At 60.3% G+C, this 20,101-nt stretch carries 20 protein-coding genes; 13 read left to right on the forward strand and 7 right to left on the reverse strand.

Annotated features, from left to right (window positions below; translation table 11 throughout):
- Nucleotides 1-48: 48 nt before the first annotated feature.
- Nucleotides 49-1,494 (reverse strand): SulP family inorganic anion transporter, encoded by a 1,446-nt coding sequence (locus AO068_RS18525; RefSeq protein WP_058400933.1) that lies wholly within the window; start codon nucleotides 1,492-1,494, stop codon nucleotides 49-51.
- Here AO068_RS18525 and AO068_RS29040 point away from each other — a divergent pair.
- Both AO068_RS29040 and ampC read left to right on the forward strand, forming a co-directional pair.
- Nucleotides 1,493-1,639: a hypothetical protein gene (locus tag AO068_RS29040; RefSeq protein WP_005744526.1), complete on the forward strand. Its 147-nt coding sequence runs from the start codon at nucleotides 1,493-1,495 to the stop codon at nucleotides 1,637-1,639. The two genes, AO068_RS18525 and AO068_RS29040, sit on opposite strands and share 2 nt — an antisense overlap.
- Nucleotides 1,639-2,796: a class C beta-lactamase gene (gene ampC / locus AO068_RS18530; RefSeq protein ID WP_058409094.1), complete on the forward strand. Its 1,158-nt coding sequence runs from the start codon at nucleotides 1,639-1,641 to the stop codon at nucleotides 2,794-2,796. Before AO068_RS29040 ends, ampC begins: the two co-directional genes overlap by 1 nt.
- Here ampC and ada read toward each other — a convergent pair.
- Both ada and AO068_RS18540 read right to left on the reverse strand, forming a co-directional pair.
- The gene (gene ada, locus AO068_RS18535) at nucleotides 2,785-3,891 is read right to left on the reverse strand and encodes a bifunctional DNA-binding transcriptional regulator/O6-methylguanine-DNA methyltransferase Ada (protein ID WP_058409095.1); all 1,107 of its coding nucleotides are present in this window, start codon (nucleotides 3,889-3,891) and stop codon (nucleotides 2,785-2,787) included. The two genes, ampC and ada, sit on opposite strands and share 12 nt — an antisense overlap.
- Before the next feature lie 69 nt (nucleotides 3,892-3,960).
- Complete coding sequence (locus AO068_RS18540; protein ID WP_058409096.1) at nucleotides 3,961-4,575, reverse strand: DNA-3-methyladenine glycosylase family protein; 615 nt, start codon at nucleotides 4,573-4,575, stop codon at nucleotides 3,961-3,963.
- Between the two features lie 313 nt (nucleotides 4,576-4,888).
- Here AO068_RS18540 and efeU point away from each other — a divergent pair, with 313 nt between their 5' ends.
- From efeU to efeO (AO068_RS18560), 4 genes are read left to right on the forward strand one after another with little or no spacing between them, the layout of a single operon-like run.
- Nucleotides 4,889-5,743, forward strand: a complete 855-nt coding sequence (efeU, locus tag AO068_RS18545) for an iron uptake transporter permease EfeU (RefSeq protein WP_058409097.1) — start codon at nucleotides 4,889-4,891, stop codon at nucleotides 5,741-5,743.
- A gap of 8 nt (nucleotides 5,744-5,751) precedes the next feature.
- Nucleotides 5,752-6,963: an iron uptake system protein EfeO gene (gene efeO, locus AO068_RS18550; protein WP_058409098.1), complete on the forward strand. Its 1,212-nt coding sequence runs from the start codon at nucleotides 5,752-5,754 to the stop codon at nucleotides 6,961-6,963.
- Between the two features lie 24 nt (nucleotides 6,964-6,987).
- On the forward strand, nucleotides 6,988-8,310 hold the full coding sequence (gene efeB, locus AO068_RS18555) for an iron uptake transporter deferrochelatase/peroxidase subunit (RefSeq protein ID WP_058409099.1): 1,323 nt from the start codon (nucleotides 6,988-6,990) through the stop codon (nucleotides 8,308-8,310).
- 29 nt (nucleotides 8,311-8,339) lie between these two features.
- Nucleotides 8,340-9,164, forward strand: coding sequence for an iron uptake system protein EfeO (gene efeO / locus AO068_RS18560; RefSeq protein WP_003370329.1), 825 nt, complete (start codon nucleotides 8,340-8,342; stop codon nucleotides 9,162-9,164).
- A gap of 331 nt (nucleotides 9,165-9,495) precedes the next feature.
- Here the strand turns inward: efeO (AO068_RS18560) and AO068_RS18565 are convergent, their stop codons facing one another.
- The 3 genes from AO068_RS18565 to AO068_RS18575 all read right to left on the reverse strand — a co-directional run bounded on the left by AO068_RS18565 (nucleotide 9,496) and on the right by AO068_RS18575 (nucleotide 11,563).
- Nucleotides 9,496-10,266 carry a molybdopterin-dependent oxidoreductase gene (locus AO068_RS18565; RefSeq protein ID WP_003370326.1) on the reverse strand — a complete coding sequence of 257 codons (771 nt, stop codon included), beginning with the start codon at nucleotides 10,264-10,266 and terminating at the stop codon, nucleotides 9,496-9,498.
- Entirely contained in the window at nucleotides 10,263-10,883 is a 621-nt protein-coding gene (locus tag AO068_RS18570; protein ID WP_058409100.1) for a cytochrome b/b6 domain-containing protein, read from the reverse strand. Before AO068_RS18570 ends, AO068_RS18565 begins: the two co-directional genes overlap by 4 nt.
- Nucleotides 10,884-10,957: 74 nt before the next feature.
- The gene (locus tag AO068_RS18575) at nucleotides 10,958-11,563 is read right to left on the reverse strand and encodes a hypothetical protein (RefSeq protein WP_058409101.1); all 606 of its coding nucleotides are present in this window, start codon (nucleotides 11,561-11,563) and stop codon (nucleotides 10,958-10,960) included.
- 170 nt (nucleotides 11,564-11,733) lie between these two features.
- Between AO068_RS18575 and AO068_RS18580 the strand changes: the two genes are divergently transcribed.
- Nucleotides 11,734-12,423: a heavy metal response regulator transcription factor gene (locus AO068_RS18580; RefSeq protein WP_002554192.1), complete on the forward strand. Its 690-nt coding sequence runs from the start codon at nucleotides 11,734-11,736 to the stop codon at nucleotides 12,421-12,423.
- The gene (locus tag AO068_RS18585) at nucleotides 12,402-13,790 is read left to right on the forward strand and encodes a heavy metal sensor histidine kinase (RefSeq protein ID WP_058409102.1); all 1,389 of its coding nucleotides are present in this window, start codon (nucleotides 12,402-12,404) and stop codon (nucleotides 13,788-13,790) included. Before AO068_RS18580 ends, AO068_RS18585 begins: the two co-directional genes overlap by 22 nt.
- Before the next feature lie 19 nt (nucleotides 13,791-13,809).
- Here AO068_RS18585 and AO068_RS18590 read toward each other — a convergent pair whose 3' ends face one another.
- A complete protein-coding gene (locus AO068_RS18590) occupies nucleotides 13,810-14,478 on the reverse strand; it encodes a polysaccharide lyase family 7 protein (protein WP_005733740.1) in 669 nt (222 codons plus the stop codon).
- Between the two features lie 554 nt (nucleotides 14,479-15,032).
- Between AO068_RS18590 and AO068_RS18595 the strand changes: the two genes are divergently transcribed.
- The 5 genes from AO068_RS18595 to AO068_RS18615 are packed head-to-tail and all read left to right on the forward strand — an operon-like array spanning nucleotide 15,033 to nucleotide 20,086.
- Nucleotides 15,033-15,485 (forward strand): MarR family winged helix-turn-helix transcriptional regulator, encoded by a 453-nt coding sequence (locus AO068_RS18595; protein ID WP_057455218.1) that lies wholly within the window; start codon nucleotides 15,033-15,035, stop codon nucleotides 15,483-15,485.
- Nucleotides 15,482-17,569 (forward strand): FUSC family protein, encoded by a 2,088-nt coding sequence (locus AO068_RS18600; RefSeq protein ID WP_058409103.1) that lies wholly within the window; start codon nucleotides 15,482-15,484, stop codon nucleotides 17,567-17,569. Before AO068_RS18595 ends, AO068_RS18600 begins: the two co-directional genes overlap by 4 nt.
- On the forward strand, nucleotides 17,566-17,775 hold the full coding sequence (locus AO068_RS18605; RefSeq protein ID WP_003315925.1) for a DUF1656 domain-containing protein: 210 nt from the start codon (nucleotides 17,566-17,568) through the stop codon (nucleotides 17,773-17,775). The genes AO068_RS18600 and AO068_RS18605 overlap by 4 nt, the downstream gene beginning before the upstream one ends.
- Nucleotides 17,772-18,656: an efflux RND transporter periplasmic adaptor subunit gene (locus tag AO068_RS18610; RefSeq protein ID WP_005733732.1), complete on the forward strand. Its 885-nt coding sequence runs from the start codon at nucleotides 17,772-17,774 to the stop codon at nucleotides 18,654-18,656. Before AO068_RS18605 ends, AO068_RS18610 begins: the two co-directional genes overlap by 4 nt.
- Nucleotides 18,653-20,086 (forward strand): efflux transporter outer membrane subunit, encoded by a 1,434-nt coding sequence (locus AO068_RS18615; RefSeq protein WP_058409104.1) that lies wholly within the window; start codon nucleotides 18,653-18,655, stop codon nucleotides 20,084-20,086. The genes AO068_RS18610 and AO068_RS18615 overlap by 4 nt, the downstream gene beginning before the upstream one ends.
- Nucleotides 20,087-20,101: the final 15 nt, after the last annotated feature.

The following is a 20,101-nucleotide window of genomic DNA, read 5'->3' on the forward strand; positions in this document are numbered from 1 at the left end:
GGCACACACCTTCGGTATCAGAGAAAAGACATACGGCCTAAACGCGGCTCATGCGTGCTGCACGCCGGCGCGCTTGAGCAGCCGCTTGCAGCGCTCGGACAGGTGCACCACGCGCAAATGCTTGCCCGCTTTGGCATAGCGCTCGCGCAAGGTCTTGAGCGCAGCAATGGCCGAGTAATCGACGAAACTCAGGTGGCGGCAGTCCAGTGTCACCTGTGCCGGGTCATCGGCCGGGTTGAACTGGTCGAGAAACGGCGTGGTCGAGGCGAAGAACAGCGTGCCGTGCAGGTGGTAGACCTTGCTGCCGTCGGCCTCTACATGGCTGTCTGCATACAGCTCGCGGGCCTGCTGCCAGGCAAAGTTGATCGCCGCGATGATGATGCCGAACAGCACCGCAGTGGCCAGGTCGGTAAGCACCGTGACCACGGTCACGGCAATGATCGCCAACACGTCATTGACCGGCACCTTGCGCAGCACACGCAACGAGGCCCAGGCGAACGTCTGCTGAGCGACCACGAACATCACCCCGACCAGCGCCGCCAATGGAATGCGCTCGATCAGCGGCGACAGAAACAGCACGAACATCAGGATCATCAAACCCGCCACCACGCCCGACACACGACCGCGGCCGCCGGAACTGAGGTTGATCACCGTCTGGCCGATCATCGCGCAACCGCCCATGCCGCCGAAGGCACCGGACACCACGTTGGCAGCACCCAGCGCTACGCACTCGCGATCCGGATAACCGCGGGTCTCGGTGATCTCGTCGGTCAGGTTCAGGGTCAGCAGGGTTTCGAGCAGACCGACCAGCGCCATCAGGATGGCGTACGGGGCGATGATGCGCAGGGTGTCCAGGCTCCACGGAATGTCCGGCATGGCGAATACCGGCAGGCCACCGGCAATGTGCGCCATGTCGCCCAGGGTGCGGGTCGGCAGGCCGAGCAGGTAGACCGCCAGCCCGACGCTCAGGATCGCCACCAGCGCAGGCGGTGCAACACGAGTCAGGCGCGGCAACAGATAGACAATCGCCATGGTCAGCGCCACCAGACCGAGCATCACGTACAGCGGCGTACCGCTGAGCCATGACTCACCCACCTTGAAGTGCTCCAATTGCGCCATCGCGATGACAATCGCCAGGCCGTTGACGAAGCCCAGCATCACCGGATAAGGCACCAGCCGCACCAGTTTGCCGAGCCGCAGCAGCCCGAACAGGATCATGATCAAACCGCCCAACAGCACGGTCGCCAGCAAATATTGCACGCCGTGCTGCACCACCAGCGCGACGATCACCACCGCCATCGAACCGGCCGCGCCGGAGACCATACCCGGACGCCCGCCGAACAGGGCCGTCAGCGTACAAATGATGAACGCGCCGTAGAGCCCCATCAGCGGGTTGAGATGGGCCACCAGTGCAAAGGCAATGCACTCGGGCACCAAGGCAAAGGATGTCGTGAGCCCGGCCAGGACTTCGGCGCGTATACGGATTGATTTCATGGGTTACCTGAACCGCGCCCCGTGGAGGAAGCGCAAAAAAGGAGGCATATTACGCAAACCCGCCGCCACCGACCACCGCAGCAAGGCTTCAAAACAGCGTTCTTCGATGATCGGCGGCGACCCAAAACAACAAGGAATCATGTGATGCCATGGAATAAGACACTGTTATGCGCGGCGCTTGTGCTGAACGCTTCCCTTGCCTGCGCTCAAGACCCGGCACCTGACCTTGATACCGTTGTGCAGCAAGCGGCGCAGCAGGTGATGCAGAAAAACAACATTGCAGGCATGTCCATCGCCGTCACCCGCAACGGTACACAACAGTTCTATAACTACGGCGTCGCCTCAAAAGCAACCGGCCAGCCGGTGTCCAGCGATACGTTGTTCGAACTGGGCTCGATCAGCAAAACCTTCACCGCCACACTGGCCACCTGGGCGCAGGCCAATGGGCAGTTGTCGCTGAACAACAGCATCGACACCTACCTGCCGCAATTGAATGACACACGTCTGGGCAAAATACCGGTCTTTCACCTCGGCACCCACACAGCAGGCGGTTTCCCCCTTCAAGTGCCCGACAAGGTGCAGAACACTCGCCAATTGATGGACTATTTCAAGGCCTGGCAGCCCGACTACCTGCCCGGCACCCACCGCACCTATGCCAACCCCAGTGTGGGCCTGCTCGGCATGGTTGCAGCGCGCAGCATGAAGCTGCCGTATGAAAAAGCCCTCCAGCAGCGTCTGTTTCCGGCGCTGAACCTGAGCAACACCTACGTGACCGTACCGGACGAAAAGCAGGCGCTTTATGCACAGGGCTACAACAAACTCGACGAACCGGTCAGGGTTAACCCAGGTCCTCTGGCGAGTGAAGCCTACGGCGTGAAATCGAGTGCTCGGGACATGATCCGTTTTGTCGAGGCAAACCTTGGGCCTGGTCAATACGACGCGCCGCTGCAACGCGCGCTCAGCGACACACGGATCAGCTATTTCAAAGTCGGCGGCATGACTCAGGACCTGATCTGGGAGCAGTATCCGATGCCGGTTGGCTTGGCGCAGCTGCTTGAAGGCAACGCCAGTGCCATGCTGAACACGCTCAAAACCGAAGTGATCGAGCCGCCGCAGGCAGCGCAATCTGCGGTCTGGGTCAACAAGACCGGATCAACCAACGGTTTCGGTGGCTATGTCGCGTTCATACCGGAAAAACAGCTCGGCATCGTGATTCTGGCCAACAAGAACTATCCGAATGAAGAACGGGTAAGGCTGGCCTACCGGATTCTCGGCGAGTCAGGGTGCTGTTCAAAGCCCTGAAAGAAGCCCTGTTCCCTCGGCAGCTTCGATTTCAAGCAGCTTGCGCTTGCGCTCGACACCCCAGCGATAGCCGGATAACGCCCCGTCGCTGCGCACGACCCGATGGCAGGGAATGGCAACTGCCAGCGTGTTGGCGCCGCACGCATTCGCCACTGCGCGAACCGCGCTGGGCATACCGATCCGGGTGGCGATATCGGTGTAGGTTGCGGTCGATCCGGCAGGTATATCCCTGAGCGCCTGCCATACCCGCTCCTGAAAAACCGTGCCGCGGATATCCAGCGGCAGCGCGAGGCCGGTCGCGGGCGACTCGACAAAGCCCACGACCTGGGAGACCAGTTGTTCAAACTCTTCATCCCCGCCGATCAGGTTGGCATTGGGGTACTGATCCTGAAACTTTTCGACCAGAACATTGGGGTCGTCTCCGAGCGAAATGGCGCAGATACCCTTGGGACTTCTGGCCACCAGAATCGAGCCCAGCGAGCTTTCACCCAGTGCAAACCTGATATCGACATTGGTCCCGCCTGCGCGGTATTCAGAAGGTTTCATGCCCAGCATTTTCTGCGAAGCCTCATAGAATCGACTGTTGGAGTTGAAGCCTGCTTCATACAGCGCACTGGTGATGGTCACGTCGTGGGAAAGCTCGACTTTCACTCGCGAGCGCAAGGAAGCGACGCTGTAGGCTTTGGGCGTCAACCCGGTGAGCTTCTTGAAAGTGCGGTGAAAATGAAAACTGCTCATCCCGACCTTCTCCGCAAGCGCAGCGAGATTGGGCATCGAGTCGCAGGTGTCGATCAGCCGGCAGGCTTCGGAAACGGCCGAGGCATGCTTGAGGTCCACGCTTTGCTGATCACTGCCAGTGCGCCGCGACGGGCGAAACCCGGCAGCTTCAGCCTCGCTTGCCGAAGAAAAGAACACGACGTTTTCCGGTCTTGGGAGTTTGCTCGGGCTGCCGGGTTTGCAGTAGATACCGGTTGTCAGCACACCGTAGACGAAGTCAGCGCCCGCACCTGAACGACGATTGAGCAGGATCTCCCAGCGCGGGTCCTCTTCGGTCCGTGGCGCGCGCGCTTTCAACGTGCCTTTCATGTTTTCCATGCTGATGGCCTGTCTTGGTTTCGATGAGCCTATCCCAGCCGCAACACACAGGCACTCCGAGTCTTGCTTTCAAATTCGAGATAAATCGATGTCGCTGAAGTTGGCCGGTACTCGCCACAAATACCAGGCGGCAATCGTCCTGTAAGGGCCGAACCGTTCGCCAATTCTGGCCATTTCCCTATGACCCGGCTTGAGTTCGAGAGCATACAGCCGTCGATAGCCTTCGCACACGCCATAGTCGCTGGCGGGCATCACGTCCATCTGACCGAGACCGTAAATGAGCATCATCTCGACCGTCCAGCGACCTACGCCCGGCAACTGGATGAGGCGCTCGACAAGCGCTTCATTGCTCATGGCCAATGCAGCGCTGACATCGGGGACAAGACCGTCGACCCGTGCCGCGGCAATGGCTTTGATCGCACGGCACTTGGACGCCGAGAAACCGCAGGAGCGCAGTGTCTGCTCATCCAGCTCGACCAATGCCTGCGCGGCCGGAAAAGCCGCGTCTGGAAACAGGGCGCGCAGCCTCATGACCATAGCGTCACCCGCTTTGGCATGCAGTTGCTGATAGGCGACGGCCTTGATCAGCGCCTGGAATGGGTCCTGCGCAGCCGTGACGGGGTGCAGACAGGGGCCGACGTGATTGATCAGTGACTCCCATCGCCTGTCGATGGCCTTGAGCATTTCGACCGCCTCTGCATGTGCAGCAGCGTTCGCGTCAATTGGCTGTGCGCACTCGCTGCCAGGTGCGTCTGATTCTGATGACATCGTGTTTTCCCAAATAGAAATGGGCAGGTCAGGCCACCCAGTGGCCGCCCCCGGTATTTACTACGCTCAAGCCAGCCCAGCTGAACCTGACCTGAACAACCTGCCAAAACCGGGATGCAGATAAAAAACAACTACCCGCATTCAAGAATGAGTATCATTATGTTACGCAGTGTTTCCGGCTTATGGCTCGCTGAAGCACGTTCACCCTACAGTTTTGACCCGGTGAGATATGCTCGTTCCGTTTTTGATCATGCTGCGCGAAGGCATCGAAGCCGCGCTGATTGTTGGCATTATCGCCAGTTACCTGAAGCAGACCGGCCGCGGCGAGTGGATGCCTGCGGTGTGGATCGGCGTGTTCCTCGCTGCCGCGCTGTCGCTGTTCGTCGGTGGCGGGCTTGAGTTGATGAGCGCCGAGTTTCCGCAGAAGCAACAGGAGTTGTTCGAAGGCATTGTCGGCCTGATCGCCGTGGGCATTTTAAGCTCGATGGTGTTCTGGATGCGCAAAGTCGCCCGCTCGATCAAGCACGCGTTGCATGAGTCTCTGGACGCTGCCCTCACCGGCTCGAAAAACCAGACCTACGCACTGATCGCCATGGTGTTTTTCGCCGTGGCCCGCGAAGGGCTGGAGACCGTATTCTTTCTGCTCGCGGTGTTCCAGCAGAGCGAAGGCTCGGGCGCACCGCTGAGTGCCCTGCTCGGCCTGTTGCTGGCCGTAGGCTTCGGCGTAGCCATTTACAGCGGCAGCATGCGCCTGAACCTGGGCCTGTTTTTCCGTTGGACCGGGTTGTTCATTCTGGTGGTAGCCGCGGGCATTCTCGCCAATTCCGTTCAGGCGCTGCATGAAGCCGGGGTCTGGAATCATCTGCAGGAAGTGGTCTTCGACATCAGCGCACTGTTGCCGATGGATGGCCCTGCCGGCTCGGTACTGGCCGGCATGTTCGGTTACCAGGACGCTCCGACCGTCAGCACCTTGAGCGTCTACCTGATTTACCTGATCGGGGCGCTGCTGCTGTTCTTCATGCCGCACACCCCGGCGTCCGGCAAGACCCTACAGCCGAAAACATCTTCTGTGACGAACGAATAAGGGCACCCATGTCTATCCGTACCCCAGGGCCTTCCGAGAACGCCCGGCCGCCCCGTGTCCTGCAATTGGCTGTCGCCGGTTCGGTGATCCTGATGATTGCCGCTGGCGGGCTGTTCTATTACGCCTCGCAGGTCGCGGCAAAAAAGCGTGCAGCCAATGCCGGCACTGAAACCGTGGTCAATATTCACGCTCGCAACTGTGAGCCGAATGTGCTGACAGTGGCGGCGGGCAAGAATGCCTTCCGCATCGTCAACCGCTCGGAACGCGCCGTCGAATGGGAAATTCTCGATGGCGTGCTGGTGGTTGAAGAGCGGGAAAACATTGCGCCGGGCTTGAGCCAGGTGATCAATGCCAATCTGGCGCCCGGCGATTACGCGATCACCTGCGGCCTGCTCAGTAACCCGCGTGGCACCTTGCACGTCACCCCGACCGCCGAGTCCGATGCAAAAGCCAAGGCACGCCCGTCGATGACCGCCTTCATCGGCCCTCTTTCCGAATACCGGGTGTACCTGAGCCTGCAAGGTTCGGCGCTGATCAAGGCCGTGACGGCTCTGCAACAAGCCATTGAGGCTGGCGACCTGAGCGCCGCGCAGGCGGCGTATCTGCCCGCCCGCACCGCGTATCAGCGCATTGCTCCCGCTGCTCAGCGCCTGTCGGAACTGGACAATGCCATCAATGCCCGCGCCGATTACTACGAGAAGCGTGAGCAGGATCCGGGCTTTACCGGCTTCCACCGCATTGAATACGCATTATTCGAGCAGCACAGCGTCGAGGGCCTGTCGCCCGTCGCGCAGCGCCTGCAAACCGATGTCACTCAGCTTAAACAGCAGTTGATGGCGCAATCGCTGGCCCCCGAACAACTGGCCGCCATCGCCACCCGCACGATGCGCAGCCTGGCTGACGTGCGCAGCAACGGCGAAGAAGAACGCTACAGCCACAGCGACCTCAACGGCTTTGCCGCCAATCTGGACGGAACCCGCAAAATCGTCGATCTGCTGCGTCCGTTGCTGACCCGCAGCGCTGCCGATCTGCTGCAAAAAATCGATGCAGCCATGGCTGATCTGGACACCACACTTGATGCGTTGAGCACCGCTGATGGGGGCATGCGCCCCTATGACCAGGTGGACGAGACACAGCGTCGGCAAATCGCCGCCAAGGCTGGCGCACTGGCTGACGCACTCAATGGCATCGACGCGGCACTTGGCCTTTCTGACCTCTGATTCACTGGAGCACAGCACACTACGATGAAAAACCCAGACAGCAATCCAGACGCTACTAACGCTCCCGCTTCAATACAGCGTCGCCGTGTCCTGATGGGTCTCGGTGCTGCCGGTGCCGCGCTGGCTGGCAGCAGCCTTAGCGGCAACGTACTGGCCGCAACGCCGGCGCAGGTCACCGAAGCGCCTAACAGCGAAAAGACTCAGGACCACAACGAGTTTCACGGCCTGCATCAGACCGGCATCGTCAACCCGCGTCCGGCCGCAGGCATGCTGGTCGCGTTCGACGTGCTGGCTGCCGACCGCGAAGACCTCGAGCGCCTGTTCCGCACGCTCAATGAGCGCATCGCGTTCCTGATGACCGGCGGCCCGGTGCCGGAGATTGATCCGAAACTGCCACCGCCTGATTCCGGCATTCTTGGCCCTGTGGTCACCCCGGATAACCTGACCATTACCGTGTCGGTAGGCGAATCGCTGTTCGATGAGCGCTTTGGCCTGACCCCGGTCAAACCCAAACGCCTGATCCGCATGACCGGCTTCCCCAACGACGCGCTGGATCCGGCCAGTTGCCATGGCGACCTGAGCATCCAGTTCTGCGCCAACACCGCCGACAGCAACATTCACGCCCTGCGCGACATCGTCAAGAACCTGCCTGACCTGTTGCTGGTGCGCTGGAAACAGGAAGGCACCGTGCCGCCCCAGGCACCGAAGAAGCCTGGCCAGCCGCCGGAAAGCGCGCGTAATTTCCTCGGTTTCCGGGATGGCTCGGCAAACCCGGATTCCAACAATCAGAAGACCATGAACGAGCTGGTCTGGGTGCAGCCCGGCAGCGATGAGCCAGCGTGGGCCGCCAATGGCAGCTACCAGGCCGTGAGGATCATCCGTAACTTCGTGGAACGCTGGGACCGTACGCCATTGCAGGAGCAGGAATCGATTTTCGGCCGCAGCAAAAGCACCGGTGCGCCTATGGACGGCAAGGTCGAGACCGATGTGCCCAACTATGCCGCAGACCCGGAAGGCAAGAAAACCCGACTGGATTCGCACATCCGCCTGGCCAACCCGCGTACCGCCGAAAGCCAGCGCAACCTGATCCTGCGCCGCCCGTTCAATTACTCCAACGGGGTGAACAAGAACGGTCAGCTGGACATGGGCCTGCTGTTCATCTGCTATCAGGCTGACCTGGAAAAAGGCTTCATCACCGTTCAGAGCCGCCTCAACGGCGAGCCGCTGGAGGAATACCTCAAACCGGTCGGTGGTGGCTACTTCTTCACCCTGCCGGGGGTAACCGGTGACCAGGATTTCATCGGCCGCTCGCTGCTGGCAGCGGCGTCGTCCACTAAAACTGCATGACCTACCCACTCCAGACCCGGAAGACACCCATGAAAAAGACGCCCCTGGCTTTGCTCTTGACCCTTGGCCTGCTCCAGACGCCACTGGCTGCCTTTGCCGCCACCGCGCCGCTGGACCTGGTAGGTCCGGTTTCGGACTACAAGATTTACGTGACCGAAAACATCGAAGAACTGGTCAGCCACACCCAGAAGTTCACCGATGCCGTGAAGAAGGGCGACATCGCGACGGCCAAAAAGCTGTATGCCCCTACCCGCGTGTACTACGAGTCGGTAGAGCCGATTGCCGAACTGTTCAGTGACCTGGATGCGTCCATCGACTCACGCGTCGACGACCACGAGCAAGGCGTTACGGCAGAAGACTTCACCGGTTTCCATCGTCTGGAGTACGCGCTGTTCTCGCAGAACACCACCAAGGACCAGGGCCCTATCGCCGACAAGCTGTTGAGCGACGTCAAGGACCTGGAAAAGCGCGTAGCCGACCTGACCTTCCCGCCTGAAAAAGTAGTCGGTGGCGCAGCAGCCTTGCTGGAAGAAGTAGCGGCGACCAAGATCTCCGGCGAAGAAGACCGTTACAGCCACACCGACCTGTATGACTTCCAGGGCAACATCGACGGCGCGAAGAAAATCGTCGACCTGTTCCGCCCGCAGATCGAGCAGCAGGACAAAGCCTTCTCCAGCAAAGTCGACAAGAACTTCGCCACCGTGGACAAGATTCTGGCCAAGTACAAGACCAAGGACGGTGGCTTTGAAACCTACGACAAAGTCAAAGAGAACGACCGCAAAGCCCTGGTCGGCCCGGTCAACACCCTGGCCGAAGACCTCTCGACCCTGCGCGGCAAACTGGGCCTGAATTGACCTGAAACGCCGCGCCTGAAAGCGCTTTTTAACGCGATGGCACTGACGACGCAGAGTGCGACGTCAGTGCCAGAGCGAAGGAACCCGACGAAGTCGGGCCGGAAACAGGAGCGAGGGGGTTTGGTTACTTTGCCCCGTCAAAGTCACTCGCCGAGGGGCGAAAAGGTGACCTGAGCCGAACCTCAAGCCACCTGACAAAGAAAAAACCGCCATGTGACGCAGAGCGTCACGAAGGGTATTCCCACGCTGGAGCGTGAGGAACGATAATCTAACTACCGCCATCGTGCGACGCTCTGCGTCGAATGCCCTTCTGGACGCTCTGCGTCCGCTCCTAGATCCCGCTGAACCAGTTGTAGCCCTGATCCTCCCAGTACCCGCCAGGATTCTCGTTGCTGACGAAGATCTCGACGATGTGCTTGGGGTTCTTGAAGCCCAGCTTGGTCGGCACCCGCACCCGCAACGGGTAACCGTAATCAGGTGGCAGAGCCACTTCACCGAAGTCCAGCGCCAGCAACGTCTGCGGGTGCAGCGCAGTGGGCATATCCAGGCTTGAATAATAGCGATCGGCGCACTTGAAGCCGACAAAACGTGCCGTGGTATCGGCGCCGATATACTCCAGAAACGTCTTCAGCGGCACACCGCCCCATTGTCCTATCGCGCTCCAGCCTTCAATACAGATCAACCGCGTAATGTCGGTGCGTTGCGGCAATTTGCGCAGAGCACCCAGCGTCCACGGCTGCTTGTCCCGCACCAGCCCCGACACCGCCAGCTGGTAATCGGAAAGATCCAGCTCCGGCACGTTGTACTCAGGGTAGAAGGCATTGAACGGGAACGGGTTGGTCAACTGCGCCTTGCTGTAGGTCGGCGCCAGCTTCTGGCCGTTGAACAGCCAGGCCTGAACCCGGTCATTCCAGCGCGACATGGCCCACAGCACCTTGTCGACCTGATCGCCATCCTGCAGGTTGCAGCCCGTGAGCATCGACATCGCGCCCACGGTCAGCCCCGCGCGCAGAAACGAGCGGCGCTGAATATCGATCAGTTGACGCTCCTGCGCGGGCTCCAGGCGGATACGCTGAGTGATGCGTTTACGTGGTTCGTTCATGATTGCGCAGTTCCGTCTTCGTTCGGCTGGCGGCCGCCGGTAATCATCGGCAGCAAAGTACTGGGCACCAGCACGACCAGCAGCAGATGGACGATGACAAATGCGCCGATGGCGGTCATCGCCCCGAAATGTACCCAACGGGCGAAATCGAATCCGCCCAGCAGACTGACCAGCCCCTGAAACTGCACCGGCTTCCAGATCGCCAGGCCGGACAGCACCACCAACACACCCATGGCCAGCACCAGCCAGTACATCAGCCGTTGCACCGCGTTGTAACGGCCTTTGACGTGGACCAGTCGAAAACGCAACGCGTCACTCATGTCACGCGTCACTTCGGACGGCCGAACCGGCAGCAGGTCGCGTTTGAAATGGCGGCTGAACACGCCATACAGCACATACAGCAGGCCGTTGATCACCAACAGCCACATCACCGCGAAGTGCCAGGCAATGGAACCGCCCAGCCAGCCGCCGAGTGTCAGGAATTTGGGAAAGGTGAACGGCATCAGTGGCGATGCGTTGTAGATCGCCCAACCGCTCATGAACATGCAGACCATGCCCACGGCATTGACCCAGTGCGTCAGGCGCACCGGCCACGGATGAATGGGGCGGGTTTTCATGTCGAGATCCCTCTGATCAGGCATGGAAAAGGCTGTCAGGGGCAGCCTTGCGCCCCTGACAGCCCTGGCGGTGATTACATCGGCGGGGTAAACCCGTCCTTGCCGACTGCCACACCACGAGCAGACTTGCCGTCGTCAGCCGGGAACACCACGACCTTGGCGCCCTTGGTCAACTGATCAACCTTGCCTGGCTCGACGTAGGCGATAGGCACATCCTGCGGCACCACCAACTTCTTCTCGCCACCCTCGTACTTGACGGTCAGCGTGCGACCATCAGCCCCGGCCAGCGTGCCGACAGTGCCATTGGTCATGGTGCCCGTGCTGCCATCCGCGTTTTCCCAACCATAATGGCCTTCGCCGCTGCCTTTGAGGCTCGCTTCAAACACGGTCACTTCCAGCGCTTTCAACGTGCCATCAGCCTGGGGAATGGCAGCCGAACCCACGAAGCTGTCGCCTTTGATTTGCTTGAAGTCAGCTTCGGACACAAGACGAATACCGGTCTTGTCAGTCAGCTTGATACTTTCGTGCTGGCCCGCACGGGTGGTGAAGTCAAGTGTGTCGGCGCTCACGCTGTCGACGGTCCCGCGCATGGGTTTAACCACCTTCATGTCAGCAGCCTGAGTCATGACAGCAGCGCTGAGCAACAGCAGGCCGAACGTAGTAGAGAGTGCAGTCTTCATCGGTACTTCCTTGGCAGTTGATATCTGAAACCCATCCTTGCACCGTTACCGGCACCGCAGAATGACCGGGCAATGACATTTTTGTCATTCGCCGGACACCTTGTCGGCAACTGGTTAGACTTCGGCATCGGTGCACCGTGGGTGCCTGCAAAAGCGTAGCGGACAAAACGATGCATATCCTGCTGATTGAAGACGACACCAAAACCGGCGAATACCTGAAGAAGGGTCTGGGTGAGTCCGGCTACAAGGTCGACTGGACCCAGCACGGGGCCGACGGCCTGCACCTGGCGCTGGAAAACCGCTACGACCTGATCGTGCTGGACGTGATGCTGCCAGGCATCGACGGCTGGCAAATCATCGAAGTACTGCGCGCCCGGCAGGACGTGCCGGTGCTGTTTCTCACCGCGCGCGACCAGTTGCAGGACCGGATTCGCGGCCTGGAACTGGGCGCTGACGATTATCTGGTCAAGCCATTTTCCTTCACTGAACTGCTGCTGCGCATCCGCACCATCCTGCGCCGGGGCGTGGTGCGCGAGGCGGACCATTTTCATCTGGCCGATCTGGAACTGGACCTGTTGCGCCGCCGGGTGACGCGTCAGCAACAGGTTATCGTGCTGACCAACAAGGAGTTCGCCCTGCTGCACCTGTTATTGCGCCGCGAAGGCGACGTACTGTCCAGGGCACAGATTGCCTCGGAAGTCTGGGACATGAATTTCGACAGCGACACCAATGTCGTCGACGTCGCCATCAAGCGTCTGCGCAGCAAGGTCGACCTGCCCTACCCGGTCAAGCTCATCCACACCGTGCGCGGCATTGGTTATGTGTGCGAGGTACGGCCATGCGACGCCAGCCTTCCCTGACCCTGCGCTCGACCCTGGCATTTGCCCTGGTGGCGATGCTCACCGTCAGCGGTGCCGGCCTGTATCTGTATCAGTCAATCGAAGCAACAGTGATGCAACGCAGTGACCATGCCGTGCTTGCGCGACTGGACCACTTTCGCAAGCTGCTGCGCTATGACCTGACCATGGACAACCTCAAGGGCAGCCCGCAGCTGTTCGAGAACATGCTCGACAGCGAAGAAGATATCTTCATCATCGGAGAGCCGGGCAAGTCACCGGTTATCTCCGTCAACCCGCAGCACGCGCCCTTGCCGGAACTGCCGACCGTGGCGCAGGACCAACCGCTGCGTGTCGATGACCTGCGCAGCGGCATGAGCCTGCAAGGCGTGCCGTTGCGCGCTGCTGCCGTACAGGTGATGTCCAACGGTGTCGAAGTACGTTTGCAGGCAGCGCACCTGATGGTCAAGGAAATGGCCATGCTCGCCAGCTTCCGTCAGCGCATCTATATAGCCGTGGCCCTGGCGTTTCTGATCACCGCAGCCCTGGGTTATGTACTGCTGCGTCGCGGCTTGCGTCCACTGCGAAGAATGGCTGCCCATGCCGCCGCAATCACCCCCGCCAGCCTGCACAAACGCCTCGACAGCCGTGATACGCCCGTCGAGCTGCAACAATTGAGCGACGCCTTCAACGCCATGCTTGACCGTCTGGACGATGGCTATCGACGCTTGATGCAGTTCTCCGCCGATCTGGCCCACGAGATTCGTACGCCGGTCGGCTCGCTGATGGGCCACTGCCAGGTCGCCTTGCGCCAGAACCGCAGCGCCGACGAATATCAAGTCTTGCTGGCTTCCAATCTGGAAGAGCTGGAACGTATTTCAAGGCTGGTGGAAAGCATCCTGTTTCTGGCACGAGCGGACGAAGCCCAGGCCGCGCTGGAACGCCAGCCGCTGGACCTGCACGATGAATTGCAACGCGTGGCCGGTTATTTCGAAGGGCTGGCTGAAGAGCGTAATCTGCGGCTGAGCCACAGCGGACACGGTACGTTGCTGGCCGACCCGATCCTGCTGCGTCGTGCCCTGAGCAATCTGGTCGCCAACGCAATTCGCTATGCGAATGAAAACAGCGAGATCCTGATTGGTGTTGCGGCGGTTGATCGTCAGTGGCGAATCGAGGTAGAAAATCAGGGCCCGGTCTTGCCACACGCCACGCTCGCGCGACTGTTCGACCGTTTCTATCGGGGTGACGCCTCGCGCCATGAGCGCTCGGACTCCAACGGCCTGGGGCTGGCCATTGTTACGGCAATCATGCACCTGCATGGCGGGCGGGTCGAAGTGGCTCAACCCGCCGCCGGCAGAATCTGCTTCAGTCTGATATTTCCAGCGGTCTGAATCTTCCAGACCGTAACGATCAATTCTTTTTCTCGTGGGCGATGGCCAGCTTGTAGAAAGTGGCCGAACCGCCTTCAGTGGTGTAACCGGTATTGTCCTGGGTATAGACCCCTGCCTTGAAGTAGAACAGTTTGCTGGCCCAGGCTGAATCCAGCTTGGCGTACCAGACTGCGTCGAAGGCATTGACCGTCAGGTCGCCGCTGGGCGACAGGTTGATGGTGTAGTTGAACTGCTTGTTGAGCGGCACGCCCTGCGCAATGGTAATGACCTCGATTTCCGAGTCTGGCGTACGACGAAACTTGGCGACGATATTGCCGGTCTGCAGCTTCTCCTTGTACTGGTACTCAACCTTCAGCAGCGGCTCGGTGCTCTGGTAGCAATGAATCTGACCGATCACGATTTTGCCCGTGGAAGGCACCTGATCGACTTCCAGCGTCGCGCGCAGAAAATTGTCAGCGCTTGAGTAGGCCCAGTTGAAGACCCTGCCATCGGACGTCGTCTCGCGTAATTCGGAGCGCGGGTACTTGGCGTTCTCTGTGGTGGAACCGGTCACCGGTGCCCAGAAAAACAGCGTATCCCCGGATTGAAAATAGCCATCCCGATAACCCTTCACCAACTTGGGGGTTTCGATGATGGTCGCGGGACTTCCGACAGGGACGGAAAGATTCCAGGTGGCAAGGTCGATCATGGAGTAGCTCGCAAGGTACGCATTGCGCACCGACAGAATGGCTCTGGAACGGGCGTGCTGGCCCGTTGTGGTCAACCAGACTATCGGCTGAATCGTTTATTTTTTAAACAGCGACGACAACACTATGACGCCAATAAACCGCCACAAAAACACCAATGCCACTACTTTGATGTCAAATCACGACACAAGGCAGATTGCCATCCATTTGCTGCAGGCGGCGATTCATCAGGACCCTTCTATCGGGTGCCGCGCCATTTTTTTGAATGAGGCTGAGTAAAAGCTCGGCATTTCCGGGCCTCTTACCGACGAACGGTAGCAATTACTTTTTGAAATAATGAACTTTCACCGCTAAAAGCGGACGCAGATAGCCGTTCATCGCCTCTACGCTCCCTCAAAAAACCCGTTCGGACGCCCCTGTAACCGAAAAAGCCCCACTGGGCAGTTACGGGTTGACTGTAAGAACTTGTTACGAGATATTAGTTAGCATCCTACTAATATCCTCCCTAACAATAACGCTCCTAACTAAATTGTTCACGACCCAACCCCGGTGATTCATGCTTGTCGACCCACTGCATCGCGCTGTCAGTAGCGGCCTGGTAGCCGCCTCTCGCCAATGGCGACGCATTTGCCAGAACACACTGGCCACCTATGAAATTTCTGAAGCGTGCGCCGGGCCACTGCTGGCCATTGCACGCCTGGGTGACGGCGTGCATCAGGTAAAAGTCGCGCAGGCGGCCGGCATGGAAAGCCCGACACTGGTGCGCCTGCTCGACCAGCTGTGCAAGGCCGGCATCGTCTGCCGCAGCGAAGACCCCAATGATCGCCGCGCCAAGGCCCTGAGCCTGACCGACAAGGGTCGTGCGCTGGCTGGCTCGATAGAACTGGAGCTGACGCGTCTGCGGGCGGATGTGCTTCAGGGCCTTCAACCCGCCGATCTCGAAGCTACCTTGCGGGTATTTCAGGCCTTCGCCGAGGCTGCACAAGGTGAGCACGGGGGGCCGGTTTGAGCGGATTTTTCTCCAGCGTCCCACCGGCACGCGACTGGTTCTACGGCGTACGTACCTTCGGCGCATCGATGCTGGCGCTGTACATCGCGCTGTTGATGGAAATGCCTCGCCCCTATTGGGCCATGGCCACGGTGTACATCGTCTCCAGTCCCTTTGTCGGCCCAACCAGTTCCAAAGCCCTGTACAGGGCCGCCGGAACTCTGGCTGGCGCGGCTGCATCGGTATTGCTGGTGCCGATGTTCGTACAGACGCCCTTGCTACTGGCCATCGTGGTCGGACTGTGGACCGGCACGCTGTTGTTCCTTTCCCTGCACTTGCGCACGGCCAACAGCTACGCACTGATGCTGGCGGGTTACACCATGCCGCTGATTTCCCTGCCGGTGGTCGACAACCCGCAGGCTGTATTCGACATCGCCGTGTCGCGTACCGAAGAGATTTTTCTCGGCATCATCTGCGCCGCTGTCGTGGGTGCGATGTTCTGGCCCAGACGCCTGGCACCGGTGTTTCAGGCCACCACGGAAAAATGGTTCAGTGACGCCTCTACCTACAGCCAGCGCTTTATCAGCCGCACCTGTGAGCCCGAGGAAATCGGCGCACTGCGCAATTCGATGGTCGGCAGCTTCAACTCGCTGGAAATGATGATCGGCCAGTTGAGTCACGAGGGTGCACGCAAGCAAACCGTACGCAATGCCAATGAACTGCGCGGCCGAATGATCCATCTCTTGCCGGTCATCGATGCACTGGATGACGCATTGTGGGCGCTGGAGCGGCGCACGCCCGAGCTGTTGGCCAGCCTGAAACCCGTACTGCAAAAGGCTTGCGACTGGCTTGAAAGTACAGCTGACGGCCCGCAACGGGAGCAATGGCAACAATTGCACGGTGAGCTGGAACGCCTTCAGCCGAGCTCCACGCATCTGGACGACCGCGATCAACTGCTGCTCTCCAATACACTGTTCAGGCTCGGCGAGTGGATCGACCTGTGGCTGGATTGCCGAACCCTGCAATACGCGATCAAGACCGACGATCAGTCACAGTGGCGCGCGGTCTATCGCCACTGGCGTCTGGGTCGGCTGACGCCGTTTCTGGACCGCGGCCTGATGCTCTATTCAGTGACTTCGACGGTACTGGCGATCATCGCTGCATCGGTGTTGTGGATTCTGCTGGGCTGGAAAGACGGTGCCAGTGCCGTGGCATTGGCAGCGGTATCGTGCAGTTTCTTTGCAGCCATGGACGACCCTGCCCCGCAAATCTACCGGTTCTTCTTCTGGACCCTGCTCTCGGTGGTATTTGCCAGCCTGTACCTGTTCGTGGTGCTGCCCAACCTGCACGACTTCCCGATGCTGGTGCTGGCCTTTGCGGTGCCCTTCATCTGCGTTGGCACCCTGACTGTGCAACCGCGTTTCTTTCTCGGCACGCTGCTGACCATCGTCAACACCTCGTCGTTCATCAGCATTCAGAGCGCCTACGACGCGGACTTCATGAACTTTCTCAACTCCAACCTGGCCGGTCCTGCCGGGCTGTTGTTCGCCTTTATCTGGACGCTGGTGTTCCGCCCGTTCGGCGTTGAACTGGCGGTCAAGCGTCTGACCCGTTTCAGTTGGCGTGACATCGCCAGCCTCAGTGAAGACTCGTCTCTGGCCGAACACCGGCGCATGGGCGTGCAAATGCTCGACCGTTTGATGCAGCAACTGCCGCGTTTGACGCTCACCGCGCAGGACACCGGGATTGCCCTGCGTGAACTGCGGGTCGCGCTGAACATGCTCGATCTGCTGGCCTACACCCGACGCGCCACGCCTGCCGCACAAGTGTTGTTGCGTCAGGTGATCGATGAAGTCAGCGGCTATTTCAAGCACTGTCGCAAGGCCGGTGAAAGGCTGCCCGCGCCCCGCGGCCTGTTGATGGCCATGGACCGCGCACGCCGTTCGTTGACGGCGCAGGAGATGGGCGACAACCCGGCCCGGCTGCACCTGTTGCACGCCCTCAGTGGCCTGCGTCTGGCCTTGTTGCCGGGGGTCGAGATTGTCACCGTGGGCGGCGAACTGACCGAGCAACTGCCGCATAACATCGATGGAGCGCCCCTGTGATCGGTGATCTGGATATCAGCGGGATCTTCATCCCCACGTTCCTGGCGATGATGGGCATCGCCTATCTGCTGTTTCTTGTCGTGCACGCCGTGCTGTCGCGTGCCCACTTCTACCGTCTGGTCTGGCACCGGGCTTTGTTCAACGTAGGTCTATACGCTTTGTTGCTCGGCGCCGTGGATACTCTAAGTCGATACCTGATGACATGAAAAAACCGATACTGACACTGGGCCGTGTGGTCCTGACCCTGCTGGTTGTCACTCTGGCTGCCGTCGTTGTGTGGCGCATGGTGATGTATTACATGTACGCGCCGTGGACCCGCGACGGGCATATTCGCGCCGATATCGTGCAGATCGCGCCGGACGTGTCCGGGCTGATCCAGAAGGTCGAAGTCACCGACAATCAGCCCGTGCACAAGGGCCAGGTGCTGTTCACCATCGATCAGGACCGCTTCCGTCTGGCCTTGCGTCAGGCGCAGGCCACGGTCGCCGAGCGCCAGGAAACCTGGGAGCAGGCACGCCGCGAGAACAAGCGTAACCGTGGCCTGGGCAACCTGGTGGCGCGTGAGCAACTGGAAGAAAGCCAGTCCCGCGAAGCCCGCGCCCTTTCTGCGCTTGGTGAATCAAAGGTCGCAGTGGATGCCGCGCAGCTGAATCTGGATCGTTCGGTGATCCGCAGCCCGGTGGACGGCTACCTTAACGACCGCGCGCCACGCGACCATGAGTTTGTCACTGCCGGACGTCCAGTGTTGTCGGTGGTCGATGCCGCATCGTTCCACATCGACGGCTATTTCGAAGAAACCAAACTGGACGGCATTCATGTCGGCCAGGGCGTCGACATTCGCGTCATCGGTGACAACGCACGGCTGACCGGCCATGTGGTGAGCATCGTTGCCGGTATCGAAGACCGCGACCGCAGCAGCGGCTCGAACCTGCTGCCCAACGTCAACCCGGCCTTCAGCTGGGTGCGTCTGGCACAGCGTATTCCGGTGCGCATTGCCTTCGATGACGTACCTGCCGACTTCCGTATGATCGCCGGGCGTACTGCAACGGTGTCGATCATCGACGATACGCAGGAGGGCACACGATGAAACGTGCCTTACGCGTGGCCGCACTCGGTTTTACTGCCGTGCTGTCGGCCTGTCAGGTAGTCGGGCCGGATTACCAACTGCCCAAGGATGGAGCGATCAATCGTCCGGATTTACAGGGCGAGCTGGCCGGGCGCTCGGTCAACACGGTATCGGCCCCGGTGCCTGCGCACTGGTGGCGGCTGTATCAGGATGCGCGTCTGGATGAACTGGTGCGCCAGGCCATCGCCTCCAATACCGACCTGCGCATCGCCGCCGCCAACCTGCAGCGTGCCCGCTACCAGACCTCGGAGGCCGAAGCGGCGGGCGGTTTTACCAACGGCGCGAAAATTGGCGCACAGCGCGTGCAGGAGTCGGGCGAAGCGTTTCTGCTGACCGACAAGGTGCCGGTCGCCAATGTCGGGGATGTGGGCCTGACCACGTCGTATCAGTTCGATCTGTTCGGCACCTTGCAGCGCGGCATCGAAGCGGCGCAGGCCAATGTCGATGCCAATCAGGCGGCGGTCGATACCGCACGCATCACCGTGGTCGCCGATGTGGTTCGGGCCTACACACAGATTTGCGCGGCCAACGAAGAGCTCGACATCGCCCGCGAATCGCTGGACCTGCAACAACAGAGCGTGACCCTCAACCAGCGTCTTCGCGATGCCGGGCGAGGCGATGAAACCCAGGTCACTCGCTCGCAGACGCAGTTCAAGTCATTGCGCGCCGAAATGCCCCGTTACGAAGCGCGGCGTCAGGCGGCGATGTTCCGCCTGTCGATGCTGCTGGCCAAACCTGTCGAGCAACTGCCCGCCGGGGTCAGCAGCTGCAATGCGCTGCCGCACATTGCGCAGGTCATGCCGGTAGGCGACGGCGCAGCGCTGCTCAAACGCCGTCCGGATGTGCGTCAGGCTGAACGCCATCTGGCGATGTCGACTGCGCAGATCGGTGTTGCCACCGGCGAGTTGTATCCGGACATCAGCATCGGCGCGAGCATTGGCACTACCGGCCTGATCGAGAACCTCGGCAAACCGGCCGCCAACCGCTGGGGCTTCGGGCCGCTGCTGAACTGGACCATCCCGTCCAACGGCTCACGCGCACGTATCCATCAGGCTGAAGCCTCGGCGCAAGCTGCACTGGCGCGCTTTGACGGTGTGGTGCTCAACGCCATCCGTGAGACCCAGACCGGTCTGGCGCAATACACCGCCCTGCTCGACCGTCGCGATGCTCTCAAGGAAGCCGAACAATCGGCCAAGGAAGCCGCTGACCAGACCCACCGCTTCTACCAGGCCGGACGCGCCTCGTTCCTCGCCGACCTGCAAGCCACCCGCACCTACACCGACGTACGCGCACAGATGGCAGAAGCCAACACCCAAGTGGCCATGGGACAGATCAACCTGTTTCTGGCACTCGGCGGCGGCTGGGAAAAGGATGACGTGGCGCAGAAGTAGGAAGGGCGTTCGCTC

This window comes from Pseudomonas sp. ICMP 3272 (assembly GCF_001466905.1).
GTDB lineage: Bacteria > Pseudomonadota > Gammaproteobacteria > Pseudomonadales > Pseudomonadaceae > Aquipseudomonas > Aquipseudomonas amygdali.